Origin of the sequence: Pseudomonas sp. JDS28PS106 (assembly GCF_036706555.1) — a bacterium.
GTDB lineage: Bacteria > Pseudomonadota > Gammaproteobacteria > Pseudomonadales > Pseudomonadaceae > Aquipseudomonas.
Window position 1 is genome coordinate 1 of the sequence record NZ_JBAJGT010000009.1, and the last position, 20,343, is coordinate 20,343.

General features: G+C 60.4%; 22 protein-coding genes. 12 read left to right on the plus strand and 10 right to left on the minus strand.

What is annotated here, in order from left to right; genetic code table 11:
* The 4 genes from TRP66_RS15600 to pobA form a co-directional block, all read right to left on the minus strand.
* On the minus strand, positions 1–508 hold a 508-nt coding region (locus tag TRP66_RS15600), incomplete at its 3' end, for a toxin VasX (protein ID WP_333404290.1).
* Between the two features lie 178 nt (positions 509–686).
* Positions 687–1,166: a DUF6644 family protein gene (locus tag TRP66_RS15605; RefSeq protein ID WP_333404292.1), complete on the minus strand. Its 480-nt coding sequence runs from the start codon at positions 1,164–1,166 to the stop codon at positions 687–689.
* Positions 1,166–1,516, minus strand: coding sequence for a DUF6152 family protein (locus TRP66_RS15610; RefSeq protein ID WP_333404294.1), 351 nt, complete (start codon positions 1,514–1,516; stop codon positions 1,166–1,168). Before TRP66_RS15610 ends, TRP66_RS15605 begins: the two co-directional genes overlap by 1 nt.
* A gap of 889 nt (positions 1,517–2,405) precedes the next feature.
* Positions 2,406–3,590 carry a 4-hydroxybenzoate 3-monooxygenase gene (pobA, locus tag TRP66_RS15615; RefSeq protein ID WP_333404297.1) on the minus strand — a complete coding sequence of 395 codons (1,185 nt, stop codon included), beginning with the start codon at positions 3,588–3,590 and terminating at the stop codon, positions 2,406–2,408.
* A 140-nt stretch (positions 3,591–3,730) separates the two neighbouring features.
* On the opposite strand from pobA, the gene TRP66_RS15620 reads away from it, so the two are divergent.
* On the plus strand, positions 3,731–4,600 hold the full coding sequence (locus TRP66_RS15620) for a helix-turn-helix domain-containing protein (protein WP_333404299.1): 870 nt from the start codon (positions 3,731–3,733) through the stop codon (positions 4,598–4,600).
* A 30-nt stretch (positions 4,601–4,630) separates the two neighbouring features.
* On the opposite strand, the gene ppnN is transcribed toward TRP66_RS15620, so the two are convergent.
* The gene (gene ppnN, locus TRP66_RS15625) at positions 4,631–6,004 is read right to left on the minus strand and encodes a nucleotide 5'-monophosphate nucleosidase PpnN (protein WP_333404301.1); all 1,374 of its coding nucleotides are present in this window, start codon (positions 6,002–6,004) and stop codon (positions 4,631–4,633) included.
* A gap of 501 nt (positions 6,005–6,505) precedes the next feature.
* Between ppnN and TRP66_RS15630 the strand changes: the two genes are divergently transcribed.
* The 3 genes from TRP66_RS15630 (at position 6,506) to TRP66_RS15640 (ending at position 9,774) form a co-directional block, all read left to right on the plus strand.
* Positions 6,506–7,180, plus strand: coding sequence for a TIGR04211 family SH3 domain-containing protein (locus TRP66_RS15630; protein ID WP_333404303.1), 675 nt, complete (start codon positions 6,506–6,508; stop codon positions 7,178–7,180).
* A gap of 303 nt (positions 7,181–7,483) precedes the next feature.
* On the plus strand, positions 7,484–9,085 hold the full coding sequence (locus TRP66_RS15635; RefSeq protein WP_333404305.1) for a response regulator: 1,602 nt from the start codon (positions 7,484–7,486) through the stop codon (positions 9,083–9,085).
* Positions 9,082–9,774 carry a sensor histidine kinase gene (locus tag TRP66_RS15640; protein WP_333404307.1) on the plus strand — a complete coding sequence of 231 codons (693 nt, stop codon included), beginning with the start codon at positions 9,082–9,084 and terminating at the stop codon, positions 9,772–9,774. Before TRP66_RS15635 ends, TRP66_RS15640 begins: the two co-directional genes overlap by 4 nt.
* 36 nt (positions 9,775–9,810) lie before the next feature.
* Here TRP66_RS15640 and TRP66_RS15645 read toward each other — a convergent pair whose 3' ends face one another.
* Complete coding sequence (locus TRP66_RS15645) at positions 9,811–10,620, minus strand: glycosyltransferase family 2 protein (RefSeq protein ID WP_333404309.1); 810 nt, start codon at positions 10,618–10,620, stop codon at positions 9,811–9,813.
* A 207-nt stretch (positions 10,621–10,827) separates the two neighbouring features.
* On the opposite strand from TRP66_RS15645, the gene TRP66_RS15650 reads away from it, so the two are divergent.
* From TRP66_RS15650 to TRP66_RS15660, 3 genes are all read left to right on the plus strand, one after another.
* Positions 10,828–11,739 (plus strand): methyltransferase domain-containing protein, encoded by a 912-nt coding sequence (locus tag TRP66_RS15650; protein ID WP_333404311.1) that lies wholly within the window; start codon positions 10,828–10,830, stop codon positions 11,737–11,739.
* A 199-nt stretch (positions 11,740–11,938) separates the two neighbouring features.
* Positions 11,939–13,180 (plus strand): glutamine synthetase family protein, encoded by a 1,242-nt coding sequence (locus TRP66_RS15655; protein ID WP_333404718.1) that lies wholly within the window; start codon positions 11,939–11,941, stop codon positions 13,178–13,180.
* A 67-nt stretch (positions 13,181–13,247) separates the two neighbouring features.
* A complete protein-coding gene (locus TRP66_RS15660; RefSeq protein WP_333404313.1) occupies positions 13,248–14,585 on the plus strand; it encodes an MFS transporter in 1,338 nt (445 codons plus the stop codon).
* A gap of 100 nt (positions 14,586–14,685) precedes the next feature.
* Here the strand turns inward: TRP66_RS15660 and TRP66_RS15665 are convergent, their stop codons facing one another.
* The 4 genes from TRP66_RS15665 to flgA form a co-directional block, all read right to left on the minus strand.
* On the minus strand, positions 14,686–15,432 hold the full coding sequence (locus TRP66_RS15665; protein WP_333404314.1) for a flagellar brake protein: 747 nt from the start codon (positions 15,430–15,432) through the stop codon (positions 14,686–14,688).
* 82 nt (positions 15,433–15,514) lie between these two features.
* Positions 15,515–15,982 carry a flagella synthesis protein FlgN gene (locus TRP66_RS15670; protein ID WP_333404316.1) on the minus strand — a complete coding sequence of 156 codons (468 nt, stop codon included), beginning with the start codon at positions 15,980–15,982 and terminating at the stop codon, positions 15,515–15,517.
* 49 nt (positions 15,983–16,031) lie between these two features.
* Positions 16,032–16,340, minus strand: a complete 309-nt coding sequence (gene flgM, locus TRP66_RS15675) for a flagellar biosynthesis anti-sigma factor FlgM (protein WP_333404318.1) — start codon at positions 16,338–16,340, stop codon at positions 16,032–16,034.
* Positions 16,341–16,502: 162 nt separating this feature from the next.
* Entirely contained in the window at positions 16,503–17,261 is a 759-nt protein-coding gene (gene flgA / locus TRP66_RS15680) for a flagellar basal body P-ring formation chaperone FlgA (RefSeq protein ID WP_333404320.1), read from the minus strand.
* A 78-nt stretch (positions 17,262–17,339) separates the two neighbouring features.
* Here flgA and TRP66_RS15685 point away from each other — a divergent pair, with 78 nt between their 5' ends.
* The 5 genes from TRP66_RS15685 to flgC are packed head-to-tail and all read left to right on the plus strand — an operon-like array spanning position 17,340 to position 20,329.
* Entirely contained in the window at positions 17,340–18,272 is a 933-nt protein-coding gene (locus TRP66_RS15685; RefSeq protein ID WP_333404322.1) for a chemotaxis protein CheV, read from the plus strand.
* Positions 18,273–18,314: 42 nt separating this feature from the next.
* Positions 18,315–19,142: a protein-glutamate O-methyltransferase CheR gene (cheR, locus tag TRP66_RS15690; protein ID WP_333404324.1), complete on the plus strand. Its 828-nt coding sequence runs from the start codon at positions 18,315–18,317 to the stop codon at positions 19,140–19,142.
* Positions 19,143–19,158: 16 nt separating this feature from the next.
* Positions 19,159–19,467 (plus strand): hypothetical protein, encoded by a 309-nt coding sequence (locus TRP66_RS15695; protein WP_333404326.1) that lies wholly within the window; start codon positions 19,159–19,161, stop codon positions 19,465–19,467.
* Between the two features lie 11 nt (positions 19,468–19,478).
* Complete coding sequence (gene flgB, locus TRP66_RS15700) at positions 19,479–19,886, plus strand: flagellar basal body rod protein FlgB (RefSeq protein WP_333404328.1); 408 nt, start codon at positions 19,479–19,481, stop codon at positions 19,884–19,886.
* Positions 19,887–19,888: 2 nt separating this feature from the next.
* Positions 19,889–20,329, plus strand: coding sequence for a flagellar basal body rod protein FlgC (gene flgC / locus TRP66_RS15705; protein WP_333404330.1), 441 nt, complete (start codon positions 19,889–19,891; stop codon positions 20,327–20,329).
* The last annotated feature ends 14 nt before the right edge of the window (positions 20,330–20,343 follow it).

Sequence of the window (20,343 nt, forward strand, 5' to 3'; positions counted from 1 at the left end):
GGCTGTAGCGCGACAGATCCAGAGCCGTCATCCACCGGGCGCGATGTTCGGGGCTGGCGCGCATTTGTTCGCACAGTCGTGGGCTCCAGGGCCGGGAGGAAAACGCCAGGCGCAGCTGGTGAGTGCGCGGGTAAGAGAGATAAGACCGGGGCGGGGGCGCGTTTGCTGCGGGCTGGGTAATGAGCGTAAAGGCCGCATCCGCGCCGCTGACCGCGTATTCATGAAAGGTGTCGGCGGTCTCGTCGAATACGTACACAAAGCCGCCGTACAACTGGCGAAGGGTATAACCGCGAGTGTGCAGTGCCGGCAGCTGTGCCCAGACGCCGTCTTTGGGCAAGGGCTTGAGGGCTTCACTGTCGACATCGAAGCGCGACCGGTCCAGTGCATAACGCACCGGCACGATGGCGATGTCCGGCCCCTTGAACGGGCAGGAACTGATGGCGCTGGCCACGGTGCGGGGGAAACAGGTGGCGCGCCGCTGTGGCACGGTGCCGTCCTTTTGAGCCATGCCGAGCCTCCTTGGCGATGGGCTAAAACCAGAACGGATTACAAAAGGCGTGCCAGCAAAATATTTATATTTCAAATCAAGGGCTTAGAGATTAATTGGCCGAAATATCAGCCCGCACTCTCATGAAAATTGCGCAGGTTTTTGCACGGGTGCGCAGGTATCTGCACATTGACCGGATTCAGGTGTACGCCAGCAATCGACCACAGCTGATGATGCCGATCCACAGCGATATCGATAACAGCGCCTGAAGCCTGGCGATGGCAGGGGTGGAGGTGTCGATGTTCCACTGTTCGACCGAGCGATAGACTCCCAGGTGGAATATCGCGGCGTTGGCACCGGCAACGAGAATCAGCCCCAGCTTGAGCAGGAACACGCCGTTGCCGGCGAATTCGGCAGGTTGGGCGGCGAACATTGCGGCCCCCGCCGGTACGATCAGCAGCAGGGATGCCAGAGCCCAAAGCAGCAGATGTCGCGCCAGCATGCGGACCGGCAGGGTGGCGGCGCACCCCAGCAGACGCAGATCAAAAAGGGTGACCGCACCGACCAGCACCGAGAACCCGACGATATGGACGATCTCGACGGCAGGGTAAAGCCAGACCTGTTCGCGCATGGCCCGGCTGAGGGCTGCGCTTTCCAGCCAGGCCAGCCACGCCGGCATCAGCGCAACTCGATGGTTTTGCCGGCAATGGTGATGCGTTCGGCGCGCAGCTCGTCAGGCTTGTTGCGATTGGGATAGCCAGTGACTTCGGCCTTGGCGCCTACCGCCAGCATGTCCCGTGTCAGGCCACGATTTTCCATCCGTGAAGGCGGTGCAAGTATCACGTCCCAGGTCTTGTCGGCGGTCTTGAGTTTTACGTGCCCGTGGGGATTTGAATAATGGGCTTGCTCGATGGCCCCGTCGAGCTTCAGCACATTGGCGGCGTCGTATTCGCTCCAGCCGTGATGGGCCATCGCCGCGGAGGCGACCAGCAGAGTGGACAATCCGATGCAGCGGAGCATTGCTTTCATGGCGCGGTTTCTCCTGATGCGGATGATCGGGTTCGTGCCGGTAAGTGAATCAGGTGCAGCGGGAATGTGAATGTCTGTACGGTTGCAACCGACGGATGGTGCAGCGATGTCCGACGTCTTCGTGAGAGCCAGTTCAGGCTGACTCCTGCCGGGTCGGTGCTACCAGTAGGAGCGAGCTTGCTCGCGATACAGGCGACGCGGTGTCTCAGGCGGGTCAAGTTATCGTTTCATCGCCAGCAAGCTGGCTCCTACCGGGTAGGTGGCGCTCGTAGGAGCGAGCTTGCTCGCGATACAGGCGACGCGGTGTCTCAGGCGGGTCAAGTTATCGTTTCATCGCCAGCAAGCTGGCTCCTAATGGATAGGTGGCGCCCGCAGGAGCGAGTCTGCTCGCGATACAGGCGACGCGGTGTCTCAGGCGGGTCGCATTATCGTTTCATCGCCAGCAAGCTGGCTCCTACTGGATAGGTGGCGCCCGTAGGAGCGAGCCTGCTCGCGATACAGGCGACGCGGTGTCTCAGGCGGGTCGCGTTATCGTTTCATCGCCAGCAAGCTGGCTCCTACTGGATAGGTGGCGCCCGTAGGAGCGAGCCTGCTCGCGATACAGGCGACGCGGTGTCTCAGGCGGGTCGCGTTATCGTTTCATCACCAGCAAGCTGGCTCCTACTGGATAGGTGGCGCCCGCAGGAGCGAGCTTGCTCGCGATACAGGCGACGCGGTGTCTCAGGCGGGTCGCGTTATCGTTTCATCGCCAGCAAGCTGGCTCCTACTGGATAGTGATCTGCCCGTAGGAGCGAGCTTGCTCGCGATACAGGCGACGCGGTGTATCAGGCGGGTCCTGTTATCGCTACATCGACAGCTTCTTCAACCCTGCCAGCCCAGGCACCGAATGCTATTCAACCGGCTCGTACGGCAAACCCACATAGTTTTCCGCGATGGTCTGGCGCGCCGCCGCCGAACCCATGTGGTAGTCCAGCTCGGTCTGCTGGATGCGGCGGCTGAAACTGTCGGTGTCGGGAAACCGGTGCAGCAGCGAAGTCATCCACCAGGAGAACCGTTCCGCTTTCCACACCCGGCGCAGGCAGATCGACGAATAGCGTTCCAGCAGATCGGTGCGACCTTCACGATAAACCTTGAGCAGAATCCGGTACAGGGTGCTCACGTCGCTGGCGGCCAGGTTCAGGCCCTTGGCGCCGGTCGGCGGCACGATATGGGCCGCATCCCCCAACAGGAACAGCCGACCGTACTGCATCGGCTCGACCACGAAGCTGCGCAACGGCGCAATGCTCTTCTCGATGGAGGGACCGGTCACCAGGCGGTCGGCCAGATGCGTCGGCAGACGCATCTTGAGTTCTTCCCAGAAACGCTCGTCGGACCAGTCTTCCAGCTTTTCCTGGGCATCGACCTGCACGTAATAGCGGGTACGCACCGCCGAGCGCATGCTGCACAGCGCGAAGCCGCGCGGATGACTGGCGTAGACCAGCTCTTCGTTGACCGGCGGCGTATCGGCGAGCACGCCCAGCCAGCCGAACGGATAGACGCGTTCGAACACCTGCAAGGACTCGGCCGGAATCGACTGGCGCGAAACGCCATGAAAGCCGTCGCAACCGGCGACGTAATCGCATTCCACCCGTACGGTTTCGCCATTGTGATTGAAGGTCACCCAGGGCTGGTCGGTCTTAAGATCGCGGAGCTCGACGTCTTCCGCTTCGAAGAACGTCATGCCGCCAGCGGCGGCGCGGGCCTCGAGAAGGTCGCAGGTCACTTCGGTCTGCCCATAGACCATCACGCTTTTGCCGCCGGTCAGCGCCTTCAGATCGATCCGTTCGCAGCGGCCCTCGAACGCCAGTTCGAAGCCGTCGTGAACCAGACCTTCGGCGTCCATGCGTTCGCCGACGCCGGCTTCGCGCAGCAGCTCGACCATGCCTTGTTCCAGCACGCCGGCGCGGATTCGCGAAAGAATGTAGTCAGGGTTTTTGCGTTCGATGATGACGTTGGAAATGCCTGCGCGTTGCAGCAGCTGGCCCAGCAAGAGTCCGGACGGACCTGAGCCGATGATTGCGACCTGGGTTTTCATTGTATAGTCCTTTTGCTCGTTCAGGCCGTAGCCCCGCGAGCTGTCATTGTTGTTGTCTCCTGCATTTTTGATGGATGAAGACGGGATAAGAAGGCACTATCCGACGAATAAAAAGTACTTTTCGAGGATGGCAGACGCTCATGTCCCGAGCACGTCCAGCACCGATTCCAGTGTTCAAACTCTATGGTGAGGTCAAGGCGTGGCCCACGCCCGACCTGATTCATTGCGAGTCGATTCCGGAGCGCAGCCGGCTCCACGATTGGGAAATCAAGCCGCATCGGCACAGCGACCTGGTACAGGTTTTGTACGTGCAGGCGGGGCAGGCGCAGCTGAGCGTCGAAGACCGGACCTCATGCGTCACGACTCCGGTGCTGCAAGTGGTGCCGGCGCTGAGCGTACATACCTTCCGCTTTTCCGAAGATATCCAGGGACATATCCTGAGCCTCGCGCGGCCGCTGGTGGATGAGCTGGAGAGGGCGCTGGACGAATTCCCGCTGCGCACCGCCCGCTGTCATGCGCTGGAAGATGACGCTCAGTACATCGCCATGCTGTTTGCCGCGATCAGCGCCGAGTACCGGCAGCGCGGTCCGGGGCGCGACTTGATGCTGCACTCGTTGATCAATCTGCTGGCGGTATGGCTCAGCCGGCGCGGGCGCGAGCACGCCGAGGCGGACGTTTCCGTGCAGGACCGTGGCCGGGAGCATCTGCAGGCGTTCTTGCAACAACTGGAGTCGAGCTTTCGCGATCATGTGACCATCGATCAGCATGCGCGACGGCTGGGCATCAGCGCGGCGCACCTGAACGCGCTATGCCGCAGACTGAGCGACCAGTCGGCCTTGCAGATCGTCAACCAGAGACTGTTGCTGGAGGCCAAGCGCAACCTGGTCTACACGGCAATGACCGTCAACCAGATCTCCGACAGCCTCGGGTTTTCTGAGCCCGGTTACTTCTCGCGCTTTTTCAAGCGCGCCACGGGGCAGTCGCCGAAGGCGTTTCGTGAGCGACGTTGAAAGGGCGCCCGAAAGCGCCCTTGACGAGCCTCAGGTCACAACCTGATAGCAAGGCACGTAAGCCGCGCCGCCCGGCAGTTTCATCCGGTGCTGTTCGACGAATGCCTGCAAAAGCTTGTCCAGCGGGCGCATGATGGCCGGGTCGCCGTGGATCTGGTACGGCCCGTGCTCCTCGATCAGGCGGATGCCCTTGTCCTTGACGTTGCCGGCCACGATGCCGGAAAACGCCCGGCGCAGGTTGGCGGCCAGCTCGTGCGGGGGCAGGTCGTGGTTGAGCTGCAGTCGCGCCATGTTCTCGTGGGTCGGATCGAAGGGGTGCTGGAAGCCTTCTTCGATCTTGAGCAGCCAGTTGAAATGGAAGGCGTCATTGCGCTCGCGGCGGAACTGCTTGACGTCTTTCAGCCCGCGGGCCATGTAGCGCGCCACTTCGGCGGGGTTGTCGATGATGATTTCGTAGTGACGCTGGGCCGCTTCGCCCAGGGTAGCGCCGACGAAGGCATGCAGCTGCTGCAGATAGGGCTCGGTGCTCTTGGGGCCGGTCAGCACCACTGGGAACGGCAGTTGCGCGTTGTCCGGATGCATCAGGATGCCGAGCAGGTACAGGAACTCTTCGGCCGTGCCCGCGCCGCCCGGGAAGATGATGATGCCGTGGCCTACGCGCACGAAGGCTTCCAGGCGTTTTTCGATGTCAGGCAGGATCACCAGTTCGTTGACGATGGGGTTCGGCGCTTCGGCCGCGATGATTCCCGGCTCGGTCAGGCCCAGGTAGCGGCCGGCGGTAATGCGCTGCTTGGCGTGGGCGATGGTCGCGCCTTTCATCGGACCTTTCATCACGCCCGGTCCGCAACCGGTGCAGATATCCAGGCTGCGCAGACCCAGTTCGTGGCCGACCTTCTTGGTGTATTTGTATTCTTCGGTGTTGATCGAGTGACCGCCCCAGCACACCACCATCTTGGGCTCCACGCCGGCACGCAGGGTGCGGGCGTTGCGTAGCAGGTGGAAGACGTAGTCGGTGATGCCCTGCGAGCTGCTCAGGTCGATGCGCTGGCTGTCCAGTTCGCTCTCGGTGTAGACGATGTCGCGCAAGGCGCTGAACAGCATCTCGCGGGTGCTGGCAATCATTTCGCCATCGACGAAGGCATCGGCCGGAGCGTTGAGCAGTTCCAGGCGTACGCCGCGATCCTGCTGATGAATGCGGACTTCGAAGTTCTCGTAGGCCTCGAGGATGGTCTTGGCGTTGTCGACATGCGCGCCGGTGTTGAGGATCGCCAGCGCACACTGGCGGAAAAGGGTGTAGATGCTGCCGGAACCTGCGGCGCTCAGTTGTTGCACTTCACGTTGGGAAAGGGTTTCGAGGCTGCCTTTTGGGCTGACGGAGGCATTGATGACTTGTCTTGGGATCATTCTTGGTTCCATTGAACGATGCAGCCGAGCATGGCGTTGGCCGCTTCGGGACGCTCGCGTCGATGACGCCTGCGTCGGGATAGTGAGCATCGGGGACGTTCACGCCTGGCTGCCAGTTATTACAGCACTGAGGCGGGAAATCAATCATCGAGCGCCGCGGCCCGGACGAGATTGGAGTGGGAAATGTCCGATTAGCGCTATTCTCAGGATAGTCGTCACGGTTCAGATTCTTGCATCTCGTGCCCGCCTGCGCCTGAAGCGGCGGCTGTTTTTTGACGCCCGGTGCCGCCGATAATGAACCTGACCCCGATCACAGGGTCTGTTAGCTGATGGTCCGGCAGGGCAGTCTTCAGGCTTTGCCGTCCGGGGCACTGCAACGCTACCCAATGGCAGACCGCCAGTGCGGGCAGGAGTTGCATAAAACTGATCCAGTTGCAGGCCCATCGTTAGCTGGCCCGTTCATCGGGGCCTTTTTTCACCCAGAGAAAGATAATCATCGCCATGCCATCTCATTTTTGCGCACTTCTTTCACGTGCACCTGGCCTCTTCATTTCTCCGCGTCGCGCCCTGGGCGCGGCTTTCATGGGCGCCGTGCTGGCGGTGCTGAGCCCTTTGTCGGCGCAGGCCGCGCCGTCCGATCGCTGGGTCAGCGATAGCCTGACCACCTACGTGCGCAGTGGCCCGACCGATGGGCACCGGATCGTCGGCACGCTGAAGTCCGGCGAAAAGGTTGAGCTGCTCAGCTCCTCGGGACGCTTCAGCCAGGTACGCGGCGAGGGCGGCAGCACCGTCTGGATTCCCAGCGACGATTTGCAGGAAGCACCGGGCCAGGCCGAACGCGTGCCTCAGCTTACCCAACAGGTCGCGGATCTGACGGCGCAACTGTCGGACATCGACAACACCTGGAAGACCCGGGTGCAGGGCATGCAGGAAACCCTGGATGCGCGCAAGAAGCTGGTCGATGAGCTGGAAGCCCGCGCCAAGACCCTCAATGCGGAGCTGACCGATACCCAGGCCGAGTTGCGCACGACCCAGGCCAGGCTGGGTGACGAAAACAAGCAAGTCATGATGCGCTACATGGTCTACGGCGGCAGCATCGCCGGGGCCGGTCTGCTGGTGGGTCTGATCCTTCCGGCCCTGACCAGCCGCCGCAAGAAAAACGACGGCTGGGTCTGATCACGGCCGTCAACCGCGCGGGCTAGTCCTGTCAGTCATACGCTGTGCGCCAGCAGCGTATCGATTCATCTCTCATTTGCCGCGGCGCGTTTGCCGAATGCGCTCGCGGCATCCACTTTGGCTCTATAGTTTCTCCGACAACGGTCGAAAAACTTGGAGTCCCTGCAATTTGCGGATAATGGGCCGATTCTCGCCCCGTCAATTTTTTTCAGCGGCAGGCTGCCCTGGGACATTCCGCGCACCCCGGATCAGGGCGTAGCGTCGGGCGGCCTGCTGTTTTTACTTTCCTGTTTAGGATCCTGGATGCTGGCGTACAACCAAAAAAGCTTTCTGATCGTCGACGATTTTTCCGATTTTCGCAGCTCGGTCAGGTCGATGCTGCGCGAACTGGGCGTCAAGGAAGTGGATACCGCCGACACTGGCGAACAGGCGCTGCGCATGTGTTCGCAGAAGCGCTACGACTTCGTGCTGCACGATTTCAACCTGGGCGACGGCCGTAAAAACGGTCAGCAGGTGCTCGAGGACCTGATGGTCGAGCGGCTGCTCAGCTACGAAAGCGTGTTCATCATGGTGACCGCCGAGAACAGCCAGGCGATGGTGATGAGCGCGCTGGAATGGGAGCCCGACGGCTATCTCACCAAGCCGTTCAACCGCGCCGGACTGGCCCAGCGAATCGAGAAGCTGGTGCAGCGCAAGACCCTGCTCAAGCCGATCCTTCAAGCACTGGACCGCCGCAAGCCTGCCGAAGTGCTGGCCGCTTGCAACAAGCTGATTCAACAGGACCCGCGCTTTGCGCCGCTGTGCCTGCGCTACAAGGCCGATGCCCTGCGCGACCTGAACCAGCATGAGCCGCTGGAAGCGTTTCTCAAGGGCATTCTCGCCGACCGCGCTACGCCTTGGGCCTACGGCGCGCTGGGCAGTCTGTTGCTCAAGCGCGGCAAGACCGCCGAAGCCCAAGCCGTTTACGAACAGGCGATCAAGGCATTTCCAACCATGCCGGCGTTGTTCGACGGCCTGGCTGACGTGCTGGTCGCACGGGGCGATGCCAAGCGCGCCCAGAGCGTGCTCGAAAGCGCCGTGCGCCTTTCGCCGCTGGCGGTTCGGCGGCAGAAGCTCCTGGGCAAGCTGGCGCTGGATAACCAGGATTTCGAGACTTCGTCCAAAGCTTTCCGCCAGGCCGTTTCCCAGGGTCAGCATTCGCGTTTCAAGGATCCGGAGACCAATCTGGGTCTGGCCCACGCCCTGATCAACAAAGGCGGCGACCAGGGTCTGGATGCGCGTACCCGCGTGGAGATCAACAACGCGCTGGGTGATGTTGCCAAAGAGCACAGCAACGATGAGGGCCTGCAGGTCCGTACTCGTCTGATGAAGGCGGCCAGTCTGCAGCATTCCGACCCGGAAACCGCCGCCAAGCTGACCGAACAGGCCGTCGCCCGCATGGATAACATGGAGCAGTTTCTCGGTGCCGAAGCCGCGCTGGTGGTGGCCGCGCAGCTCAAGCAGCTCGGTCAGGAAGAGGCCGGCGCCGGGGTGCTGAAGAACTGTGCGGAAATGTACGGCGACGATCCCGCGATCATGAAAAGCGTCGCCAGCATGACCGACGATCCGGACATTCTCGGCACCAGCAAGGCCGCCATCGACTTCAACCTGCAAGGCGTGCGCAGCTACAAGGCCGGCAATCTGACCGAGGCGCAGGAGTTCTTCCGTCGCGGCCTGGCGTTGCAACCCAAGAACATCAGTATCGCGCTGAACATGGCGCAGTCGTTGCTGCATCCCGGACAGAATCTGGGCCAGGCCGGGCTCGAAGAATGTCGCGCCAGTCTCAGGTCGGTCGGCAAGATCCCTGATAGCGATCCTCGCTACGAGCGCTATCGCAAACTCAAGGAAAAGGCGTTCGGCGCATGAGTGACTCACAGCAGGGGCTGGATTTCTCCATGGTGATTGCCTCCACCGTGCATGACATGAAGAACTCGCTGGCAACCCTGACCCAGGCGCATACCCAGTGGCTGTCCCGGCTGCCGGAGGCCCATCGGGATACGCCGGAGAACGGCGTGATCGAGTACGAATTCGCCAGCCTCAACGGAATGCTGGTGCAGCTGCTGGGGCTGTACAAGCTCGGCGTCAATCAGCTGCCGCTGCGCCCCGACTATCACGAACTCGACGACTTCATCGAGGCGCAACTGGCTCATCAGCAGGAAGTGCTGGACAGTCGCGGCATCGGTGCCAGCGTCGACATAGACGACTTGAGCCCGCTGGGTTTCTTCGACCGCGAGCTGATCGGCTCGGTGGTCGCCAACATCATCGTCAACGCAATTCGCTTCGCCCGCGAGAAAATCCTCATCACCCTGGGTGATGATCAGCGTCAGCTGAAGATCTCCATCAACGACGACGGCCCCGGTTATCCGGCGCATCTGATCGAGCACCAGACCGACTACGTGCTTGGCATCAATCAGGGCAGCGGCAGTACCGGACTGGGCCTGTACTTCGCGTCCCATATCGCACGGCTGCACGCGCGCAACGGTGTGCAGGGACGGATCGAGATCGCCAACGGCGGCGAGCTGGGTGGCGGGTTGTTCAGTATCTACCTGCCATAAGAATCGAGGAGCGCCCCGAGCGGGGCGCCCGGCGGTTCACAGCGACAAACCCCACTGTTCCTTGATGCCGGTCAGGCTGTCGATCAATTCCTGATTCGACGCCACCGGGTATTTCAGCGGCATGTAGCCATGCTTGGCTTCGAAATGGCTCATGGCCTCCAGCACGTTCTGCCGATGACCGGCGTTGGACGCCAGGGTCGACTGTTCCACGCTCCACAGCTCATCACCCAGATACAGATGGGAATCGCTGATGTCGGGGAAGAACCAGAACGGGGGATGCATCTGCTGATTGATGATCGCCAGCGTGTGATCCACGTGCTCCAGTGCATTGTGGAAGGTCTCGTCCATGAGCCCTGCGCGCTCCAGGCTTAGTTTCGAATAGTAGGAAAACGCGCCGACGCAGTGGCGGTATAGCGGCAGGTTGATGGACTGCCCGTAGTCGATGTTGAGCACCGGATTCGGCTCTCCAGACGCGGTGCGGTTCATCAGCCCGTGCTGGCTGTAGTTGAGATGCTGGATGCCGGTCAGCTTCGACGTGAGGATGTACAGCTCGAAGACTGCCGGGTTCTTGATGAAGATGTCGTCTTCGATCAGAAAGAAGTGATCGCACTGTTGCTCGATCAGCAGCGACAGGGCCTTGTTCTTGGATTTGCCGACGCCCAGATTGGTGTCGTTGTGCAGAAACACGGCCGGGTCGTATTCCGAAAACTCCGGGTACCAGGCGCCGTCATTGATGATGACCAGATGGTCCAGCAGATGATGGGGCAGTGAGTCGTACAGCTTGCGCAACTGTGCCGGACGGTTGAACGTCACGATTCCGCAGCCGATTTTCTGGTTGTCTATCATGCAAGCCCCTGGGTTGCGTTATGTCCGGTCGGTCTTTGCCGAGCGGCACAGCCGGTGTCAGTTTTCGATCATGTCGTACAGCTCTGCCTGCCCGAAGCAAGATGGGTGCCAGCCATCGGCGAGGGTTGCGCGGCTCAAGCTTCCCTTCGCCAGGCCGATAAATCGGGGAGTTGTACAGACAAGTCAAACGGACACAGGTGGGGCGTCATGCGGCTAGCAACGAAATACTGTCAGGGAAAAGGCATCGAGCTGGGCGCTGCCGCGCACAACTCTTTTGGTCTGGTCGATTGCATGAACGTTGCGCCGTGCGACGGCACGCAATACCTGCATGAACGGGATCTGGCCGATTATCAGCAGTACCACACCGAACAGATGAAGATGTCCGGCCAGGTCTCCCGGGTCGACATGCTGGGCGATTTCCAGTGCATTCATGCGCCGGATGCTTCGGTCGACTACATCATCAGTTCGCATGTGATCGAGCACGTGCCGAACCTGTTCGCCGCCTTTATCGAAGCTCAGCGCGTGCTCAAGCATGGCGGTGTCTTCTTCTGCATCTTTCCCAAGCGCACGGCCGCCCGCACTGACCGGACCCGCAGCCTGACCACCCTGGCGCAGATGATCGAAGCCTATGAAAACAACGTCGACATGACTACGGTTTCCCAGGACGACTGGCGAGGTCACTATCAGGTTTTTTCGCTGCAAAGCATGGTGCGCGCGATCAACCATATCAATACGCAGGGGCTTGGCAGCTGGTTCATCGAATGCATCGAGGAAACCGACTCCAAGGTCGGCAACGGCCATACCCTGGTGCTGAGAAAGGTCGACGGCCTGTCCGCGGAAAAATGGCTCAAGGTCGAGGACTTCAACGCGCAGTTCAATCACTTGCTGATGGCCGGGGAGCTGGAAAACGCGCTCACCCTGACCAAGCTTCTGTTGTCCTTCGACTTCTTCGACGCCAACAAGCTGTACCTGGCGAGCGCCCTGAGTCGCCAGACCGGCAACCTCTACGAAGGTGTCGAGTTTCTGCGCCAGGCCCTGGTGGTCGACCCGGAGAACGAAGAGTACCGCCGCGAGTTCCTCGATGTGACGGGCGTGGCCTACGTCAATCCGGTCCTTTAAGCATGCGGACATGACAGGCGCTTGAAACCTTCTGTCCGGGATGCGTATGTTGTACGGACTGCCGCCCGGCGGCCCGTTCACAGACCAAGGATCGATCATGACCAGCCCTGACCCGCATTTTCTCGCCCAGCGTCTGACGGGCATCGATCAGGTGGAGTGCGTAACGCCCGACCTGAACGGTGTGCCGCGCGGCAAGGTGATGACGGCCGAGGGCTTTCTCGAAGGGCGACGCCTGCAGCTGGCGCGAGGTGTCTTGCTGCAATGCATCATGGGCGGTTATCCGGCCGCCCGGTTCTATGGCAGTGACGATGGCGACGTGGCAATGATCGCCGACGTCGATCAGATTCATGTGCTGCCTTGGGCAACGCCCGGCCGAGCGCTGGCGATCTGCGACACCCAGGAACTCGATGGAACGCCGTGCAGCCTCTCGACTCGCGCATTGCTCAAGGGCGTCATCGGCCGCTATGCCGAACGCGGCTTGCAGCCGGTAGTGGCGACTGAACTCGAATTCTTCGTTTTTGCCCCCAATCCGGATCCAGTGTTGCCTTTTGCCGCACCCGTAGGTGTCGACGGGCGTCGCGAGCAGGGCCATTCGGCCTTCAGTGTCAGCTCCAACAACGGTCTGCGGCCGTTCTTCGACGAAGTCTACGCGACCATGGCCGCGCTTGGGCTGCCTCGGGATACGTTCATGCACGAGATGGGCGTCAGCCAGTTCGAGATCAACCTGTGGCACGGCGATCCGCTGTTGCTGGCGGACCAGACGTTTCTGTTCAAGCACCTGCTCAAGGAGATCGGCCTCAAGCATGGGCTGAACGTCGTCTGCATGGCCAAACCGCTGGCGCACACGCCCGGCAGTTCCATGCACATTCACCAGAGCGTGGTGGACATCGACTCGGGCCAGAACATTTTCAGTACCTCGGATGGCGAGCCCAGCCACAGCTTCCGCCACTTCCTTGGCGGTTCTCAGGCCTGCCTGGCGGATTTCACCGCGCTGTTCGCGCCGAACGTCAATTCCTACCACCGGCTGTGTCATCCCTTCGCGTCGCCCAACAACGCCTGCTGGTCGCTGGACAATCGCTCCGCGGGCTTGCGCATTCCGGCCAGCGAACCGGCCGCCCGGCGCGTGGAAAATCGTCTGCCCGGCGCCGATGCCAACCCCTATCTGGCGATCGCGGCAAGCCTCGCGGCAGGTCTCTGCGGCATCGACCAGCAGCTTGAGCCCGACGCTGCGGTGCAGGGCGAAATCGAAGTCCCGGATCATCTCGCGCTACCCTGTACGCTGCATGCGGCGCTGGAACGGCTCAAACGCAGCGCGCTGGCCGAGGAACTGTTCGGGCGAGAATTCATCGAAGGCTACGTTGCTTCCAAAGACCTTGAGCTGACCAGCTTCCTCGATGAAATCACGCCTTGGGAGCGACGCGTTCTCGCGGCACAAGTCTAGGCTTCACTCATCATTCATCAGCCGGTCCGGATCGTCCGGTCGGCAACCTCTCATTTTTGGAAAGCCGATGCGCCAGATATGGAAGTCCTTCCGAGCGCTGTATTTCGCGACACTGATGATGCTGATTGGCTCGGGCCTTTTGAGTACCTACCTGGCGTTGCGGCTGGCCGCCGATCAGGTGGACAGCCTGTGGGTCGGCGCGTTGATGGCGGCCAACTATTTCGGCCTGGTGCTGGGCGGCAAGATCGGTCACCGGCTGATCGGCGGGGTAGGGCACATTCGTGCCTACGCCACCTGCGCGGGCATCGTCGGGGCGGCGGTCCTCGGCCACGGACTGATCACCTGGCTGCCGGCATGGCTGGTGCTGAGGGTTATTATCGGTCTGGGGATGATGTGCCAGTACATGGTGCTGGAGAGCTGGCTCAACGAACAGGCCGCCGCGCACCAGCGCGGGATGGTGTTCAGTGGCTACATGACCGCTTCCTATCTCGGGCTGGTGCTCGGACAACTGATACTGGTGGTGCACCCCGGCCTGGGGCCCGAGTTGCTGATGCTGGTAGCGCTGTGTTTTGCCCTGTGTCTGGTGCCGGTCGCGCTGACCCGCAGCATTCACCCGGCGCCGCTGCATCCGGCGCCGCTGGAGCCTTTGTTCTTCATCGGGCGCGTGCCGCAGTCGCTGACCGCCGTGCTGGGCGCCGGGGTGATCATGGGCGCTTTCTATGGCCTGGCACCGGTGTATGCCGCCGACCAGGGCCTGACCACCAAGCAGGTCGGTCTGTTCATGGGTTGCTGCATTCTTGCGGGGTTTCTCGTGCAATGGCCATTGGGCTTGCTGTCCGACCGTTGCGACCGCGCCAAACTCATGCGCATCTTCGCGGCAGCGCTGGTGGCGGCATCACTGCCATTGGCGGTCCTGCCCGAGGTGCCGGTGATGATGTTGTTCATCGTCGGCTTTCTGGCGTCGCTCATGCAGTTCTGCCTGTACCCGCTGGCGGTGGCTTTTGCCAATGACCATGTCGAGGCTGAGCGAAGGGTTTCGCTGACGGCGATGCTGCTGATGACCTACGGCATCGGCGCGAGCATCGGTCCGCTGGTGGCCGGCGTGATCATGAAGGCGCTCGGCGGGCATATGCTGTATGCCTTCGTCTGCTGTGCGGGCATCGTGCTGGTGCTGCTGATCCGGCCCAAGGCCGTCACCCATGAACATCAGGTGGAAAACGCGCCCCTGCATCACGTGCCGATGCCCGACAGCATGTCCAGCTCGCCGCTGGTGGTCGCCCTCGACCCGCGTGTGGATGAGCATGTGGTTCAGGAGCAGATGCAGACCGCCGTCGAGCCTGAGTACGATCCTTCGATGGCCGATACGCCCGTGGCCGAACATGAGGAAGAGACGCGGCCGGCGTGATTTGACGTTGTCGCGGTGTCTTTATCGCCAGCAAGCTGGCTCCTACACATCAGATCTCGTAGGAGCCACCGGGGCGGCGTTCCGCCTTGCTGGCGATGCATCAGAAATCGTCGTCCTTGTCGAAACGACGCGCCTCGCGCTGAAGCTGGTAGACAAAGCGCTCGACCTGGCGCTGGACCAGCCCGCTCATGTTATGAAAGCGCACGCCGGCGAAGGTGGTGTTCACTTTTTCTTCGAAATGCAGGTAGCGCAGTTCCACCGGAGCGGTCATGGCGCCGAAGGGCAGGTGGGCGACGAAGCGCTCGTAGACCTGACCCAGTTGCAGGCGTTCGGAGATATCGCCTTCGAAACGCAGCTTGCAGCCGGTGGCGGAAATGTCGAGGAGTTTGCCGGGGAGGGTGAATTTGATCCGGTCTCCGCCGATTTCGACATCAACCAGTTGGGCCAGTTTGAGAGCGGCCCGGAAGGCATTGCGGCGTTGGTGATACACGACTTCGTCGGGGAGGCTGCCACGGTACAGGCGCTGGCCGTCGACCTCGACAATGTCCATCTGCTGGCTGCTTTCCCAGGCGATGCGCACGCCGTCGTGGAAACCTTCTACTTTGTACGGCTCGCCATTGGCCAGAAACCGCTCGCCGTCGCGGGGGATCATCTCATCGAGCGCCAGTATGTTGCCGTCACGCTCGACTTCCACTACGTAGCTTTGAAAGCGTTGGGAGCGCTCATGAAAGGTGATGATCAAGGGATCATGGCTTTCCAGGAGCAACCGCAAGTTGGCGGCAATTTCCAAAGGTGTATTCAAGACCTTCGGGGGCTGCGGAGCATCGTCCGCGCTTGAGCCATTCACGTTTATCCATCTCCAGGCAAAATACTACGGCAACGCAACAACAGGCATTCTGCCACTACGCAACGAAGCTTGAAACAGGAAGTTACGCTTGACTGAGCGGACGCGGCCTCGCTCGCCCGGCGGTAGAGCCGCGGCTGTCATAAAGCGTCGGCGTGTCGCCGCCATTCAGGATGCGAAGCTGGTGAGCGGTGTTAACCTGCTGCAACTGGATAAGGCTGCCATTCTGCTCGTTGATGGCCTGACACTGTGCGATCAGATCGCTGAGTTCTTCGCTTGCCGCCAGGAGCTGTTCGCCGACATCCGACTGGCTCGCCAGCAACCCGAGACCTTCGCGGTTGGCCGGCAAGCCCATGCCGGTCAGTACCTGGCTGCGCTTGCGACCCTGCTGTTCGAGCAGCACCACCAGCGCCTGTTTCTGCGCGAGGATGTGTTCCATTTCCAGCATGTTGCGGCCATGCAGGACCAGCGTCTCGGCCTGCAGCATTTCGAGCAGGCGCCGGGCAGGCACCATGTCGTCGGTCATCATTTGAAGCAAAGTAGTGTCGTGCATCGCATGCTCTGGTTTTCAGGCGTCCAGAAGATCCAGCGCGAGCATTGGGCTAGCGTTGGGATTCAAAGTTAAGCATCTTGCTTGCAACGCGGTTGCTGTCGACGGTGTAGGTGCCGTTGGCAATCGCTTGTTTCAGTTCGGCTACGCGTGCGCTGTTGACGATGGGCTGGTCGCGCAGCTTGTCAGTGATCGTTTGCAACTTTTGAGCCTCACTGCTCAGGTGAACGGTCTCTCCGGTGCTTTTTACGTCGGCCGGGGCGCTGATGGATGCTGGAGCATCGGTCTTGCCGGTCGCGCTGGTGCGCGAGGTACCGGCGACGGACTGCGAATTGTTCAGGCGACTAAAGTCTATGACCATGATGAAAAACCTCTAGGTGTTTGGACGCTTGCCTTGTTTTCGGCCAATTCCGAAATAACTTTAGGCACGAAATGATAAAGCGTCGCAAAGACGCCCGATCACCGTCGGACAATCACCGCAGTCTAGAAAAGTCGCGCTCTGAGCGCCAGCACCACATCGTTTTCACATAGAGACTTCCACCTGCCCAGGCCCGGTGATGTTGGCTTTGATCACCCGGTTGGAATTGAGGTTCTTCACCCGTATCTGTTCGTTGAAACCACCATCGGACATCGCTTCGCCCGGCATCCGTACCGCCAGATTGCCGGCCCGTGCGATGATCACGACCTGATCACCCTTGCGCACCATCGCCGGCTGCTCCAGCGCGACCGGCGTAACCACCTGGTCGATGACCATTGGTCGGAGAACTTTCTGTCCGATCGCCTGATCGAGCGAAGCCAGGAAACCCAGACCGAGAGTGCCGACATCCCGCTCCCGCATCGCAACGTCCTCTGCCATCACGATCGCATCGCGCTTGAGAGGACGTACGACCGTCACTACATTTCGGTAAAGCAAAACCTGTGCCGGAACGAACACGGACCACGGGGAAGAGCCTTCGCAGCGCACTCGCACGCTCACCCGGCCTACCGGACGTGGCGAATGCAACTCTGCTGTCAAATCCTTGTCGCAGTACGCCATGCGTGTGCGGGGGTCCAGTTGCTTGACGTTGATTTCATAGCGGCCTTCGATCTGATTAGTGGTCAGATAGTCTTCAACTGTGAATTCAAGAAACCCCTGAGTGACGCCGATAAGCTGTTCAGGCAGTGTGAAGTTCTCGGCACGGCTGAATTGCGTCGTGGTCGAAACACACAGCAAAGCGATAGCGCACAGGGTTCTGCGGATAACTGGGGCGATGTGTCGAAAAATTGTCGTCGTAGCGTTCATGACATATACAGAGCAAGGCCCGTGCCGTTTACCGATGTCGGGGAACGGATGATGGTCGCTACAGGTTAGGGGGTCGGCATGGCGGGTGTAATGGATTCAGTGAACCAGCGAACGCAGCTGGTTGGACAGAATCGCCTCGAGCTGCTCTTGTTCCGTCTCGACGGCAAGCAGCTCTACGGGATCAACGTTTTCAAAGTCAAAGAAGTATTGCAGTGCCCCAAGCTGACCGTCATGCCCAAGTCGAGTCCGATCGTGCGAGGCGTTGCGAACATTCGCGGCGGCACCATCCCGATCATGGACCTGGCGATGGCGACCGGTTCGGCGGGGATGATCTCGCTGGTCAACTCCTTCGTGATCATCACTGAATACAACACCAAGGTTCAGGGTTTTCTGGTGCATTCGGTGGAGCGCATCGTCAACATGAACTGGGAAGAGATCCATCCGCCACCCAAGGGGACCGGACGCGATCATTATCTGACCGCGGTCACCCGGGTCGATAATCAGCTGGTCGAGATCATTGACGTGGAAAAGATTCTGGCGGAGGTTGCGCCGATTTCCGAAGATGTATCAGCTGGCGTCATCGACGAAGAGGTTCAGCACAAGGCAGTTTCGCTGCGAGTGCTGACCGTCGACGATTCGTCGGTGGCGCGCAAGCAGGTGACCCGCTGCCTGGAAACGGTCGGCGTGGAGGTAGTGGCCTTGAACGACGGCCGGCAGGCGCTGGACTACCTGCGCAAGCTGGTCGACGAAGGCAAGAAGCCTGAAGAAGAGTTTCTGATGATGATTTCCGACATTGAAATGCCGGAAATGGATGGCTATACCCTTACAGCTGCTATTCGGAACGATCCGCGCATGCAGCAATTGCACATCACCTTGCATACTTCGCTTTCGGGCGTCTTTAACCAGGCGATGGTCAAGAAAGTCGGTGCTGACGATTTCCTCGCAAAATTTCGACCCGATGACCTCGCGGCCAGGGTCGTGGCGCGGATCAAGGCAGCAGATATTAGCTAGGGACTTCGTTCCTGGTGGTTCACATGATTGAGAGGCGGCACCTTGTCTACGGGTAATTTGGATTTTGAGCAGTTCCGGGTCTTTCTGGAAAAAGCCTGTGGCATTCTGCTGGGGGAAAACAAGCAGTATCTGGTTTCCAGCCGTCTCAACAAGCTGATGGAACAACAGGGCATCAAGTCGCTTGGCGAGCTGGTACAGCGCATTCAGGCGCAACCGCGTGGCGGTCTGCGCGAGCAGGTCGTCGATGCTATGACGACCAACGAAACGCTGTGGTTCCGTGATACCTATCCTTTCGAAGTGCTCAAGAACCGGGTGCTGCCGGAGGCGATCAAGGCCAGTCCGGGTCAGCGCCTGCGCATCTGGTCGGCGGCCTGCTCGTCGGGTCAGGAACCTTACTCGCTGTCGATGTCCATCGATGAGTTCGAGCGCAGCAACCCGGGCCAGCTCAAGAGTGGTGTGCAGATCGTCGCCACTGATCTGTCCGGCGCGATGCTCAACAACTGCAAGACCGGGGAGTACGACAGTCTGGCGATCGGCCGCGGTCTGTCCCCGGATCGCCTGCAGCGTTATTTTGATGTCAAAGCTCCGGGCCGCTGGGCGGTCAAGGCGCCGATCAGGAGCCGCGTGGAATTCCGCTCGTTCAACCTGCTCGACAGCTACGCCAGCCTGGGCAAGTTCGACATGGTGTTCTGCCGCAACGTGCTGATCTACTTCTCGGCGGAAGTGAAGAAGGACATCCTGCTGCGTATCCACGCTACGCTCAAGCCGGGTGGCTACCTGTTCCTGGGCGCATCCGAAGCGCTCAACGGCTTGCCGGATCATTATCAGATGGTCCAGTGCAGTCCGGGCATCATCTATAAGGCCAAGTGACGTTCGGCGTCGCTCCATGAAAAAGAGACCTTCGGGTCTCTTTTTTATTGGAGCGGCAATCGCCAGCAAGCTGGCTCCTACGCGATCAACCGTAGGAGCCACCGGGGCGGCGTTCCGCCTTGCTGGCGATGGGGCGAAACCCTACGGCAATACTGGCAAAAAAACGGCGCGCCCCTTGCCGCTTTGCCACTCTCCAGCGGAAATGCCTTGCCGCTTTTCTGGCATTGCCGCCGCCGGTTTGGCTAAAAGCCCCGGAAACACTGGCTTTTTCGATTTGGCACGACGATTGCTTTCTCAGTGCTACGAAAGTCAGGACAACCGGTAAAGGTTCCCGAAATGAGCATCAGCTTCGATAAAGCCCTAGGCATACATGAAAAGGCCCTTAACTTCCGGGCGCAGCGCGCGGAGGTGTTGGCCAACAACATCTCCAACGCCGACACCCCGAATTTCAAGGCACGTGATCTGGACTTCTCTTCGGTGCTGGCCGCCGAAAACCAGAAGGTGCAGAACGGTCACTTCGCCCTGAACATGACCAACAGCCGTCATATCGAAGCTGAAGGCATGGGCATGGAGGACGGCACGCTGCTGTATCGCACTCCGTCCCAGCCGTCGCTTGACCAGAACACCGTCGACTCGCAGGTCGAGCAGGCCAACTACACCGAGAACGCGATGGGCTTCCAGGCCAGCTTCACGTTGCTCAACAGCAAGTTCAAAGGGCTGGTTGCAGCTCTTCGCGGAGAATAACCATGTCCCTTTCCAATGTATTCAACATTGCCGGTAGCGCCATGAGTGCTCAGAACACGCGTCTGAACACCACGGCCAGTAACATCGCCAACGCCGAGACCGTCTCATCCAGCATGGATCAGACCTACCGCGCTCGTCATCCGGTGTTCGCCACCGTATTCCAGGGCCAGCAGTCCACTGGCGGTTCGTTGTTCGAAGAGCAGGGGCAGGCCGGGCAGGGTGTGCAGGTGACGGGAATTGTCGAAGACAGCTCCAACCTCGAAGCGCGCTATGAGCCTAATCATCCTTCGGCCGACAAGAACGGGTACGTCTACTACCCCAACGTCAATGTCGTGGAAGAAATGGCCGACATGATCTCCGCCAGTCGTTCGTTCCAGACCAATGTGGAAATCATGAACACTGCCAAAACCATGATGCAGAAGGTCCTGACCCTGGGTCAGTGATAAAGGACGATTTC

Coding starts and splice junctions, on each gene's coding strand:
- TRP66_RS15605 (WP_333404292.1), bottom strand. CDS start 1,166: ATGCCGGCGTGGCTGGCCTGGCTGGAAAGCGCAGCCCTCAGCCGGGCC.
- TRP66_RS15610 (WP_333404294.1), bottom strand. CDS start 1,516: ATGAAAGCAATGCTCCGCTGCATCGGATTGTCCACTCTGCTGGTCGCC.
- pobA (WP_333404297.1), bottom strand. CDS start 3,590: ATGAAAACCCAGGTCGCAATCATCGGCTCAGGTCCGTCCGGACTCTTG.
- TRP66_RS15620 (WP_333404299.1), top strand. CDS start 3,731: ATGTCCCGAGCACGTCCAGCACCGATTCCAGTGTTCAAACTCTATGGT.
- ppnN (WP_333404301.1), bottom strand. CDS start 6,004: ATGATCCCAAGACAAGTCATCAATGCCTCCGTCAGCCCAAAAGGCAGC.
- TRP66_RS15630 (WP_333404303.1), top strand. CDS start 6,506: ATGCCATCTCATTTTTGCGCACTTCTTTCACGTGCACCTGGCCTCTTC.
- TRP66_RS15635 (WP_333404305.1), top strand. CDS start 7,484: ATGCTGGCGTACAACCAAAAAAGCTTTCTGATCGTCGACGATTTTTCC.
- TRP66_RS15640 (WP_333404307.1), top strand. CDS start 9,082: ATGAGTGACTCACAGCAGGGGCTGGATTTCTCCATGGTGATTGCCTCC.
- TRP66_RS15645 (WP_333404309.1), bottom strand. CDS start 10,620: ATGATAGACAACCAGAAAATCGGCTGCGGAATCGTGACGTTCAACCGT.
- TRP66_RS15650 (WP_333404311.1), top strand. CDS start 10,828: ATGCGGCTAGCAACGAAATACTGTCAGGGAAAAGGCATCGAGCTGGGC.
- TRP66_RS15655 (WP_333404718.1), top strand. CDS start 11,939: ATGACGGCCGAGGGCTTTCTCGAAGGGCGACGCCTGCAGCTGGCGCGA.
- TRP66_RS15660 (WP_333404313.1), top strand. CDS start 13,248: ATGCGCCAGATATGGAAGTCCTTCCGAGCGCTGTATTTCGCGACACTG.
- TRP66_RS15670 (WP_333404316.1), bottom strand. CDS start 15,982: ATGCACGACACTACTTTGCTTCAAATGATGACCGACGACATGGTGCCT.
- flgM (WP_333404318.1), bottom strand. CDS start 16,340: ATGGTCATAGACTTTAGTCGCCTGAACAATTCGCAGTCCGTCGCCGGT.
- flgA (WP_333404320.1), bottom strand. CDS start 17,261: ATGAACGCTACGACGACAATTTTTCGACACATCGCCCCAGTTATCCGC.
- TRP66_RS15685 (WP_333404322.1), top strand. CDS start 17,340: ATGGCGGGTGTAATGGATTCAGTGAACCAGCGAACGCAGCTGGTTGGA.
- TRP66_RS15695 (WP_333404326.1), top strand. CDS start 19,159: ATGAAAAAGAGACCTTCGGGTCTCTTTTTTATTGGAGCGGCAATCGCC.
- flgB (WP_333404328.1), top strand. CDS start 19,479: ATGAGCATCAGCTTCGATAAAGCCCTAGGCATACATGAAAAGGCCCTT.
- flgC (WP_333404330.1), top strand. CDS start 19,889: ATGTCCCTTTCCAATGTATTCAACATTGCCGGTAGCGCCATGAGTGCT.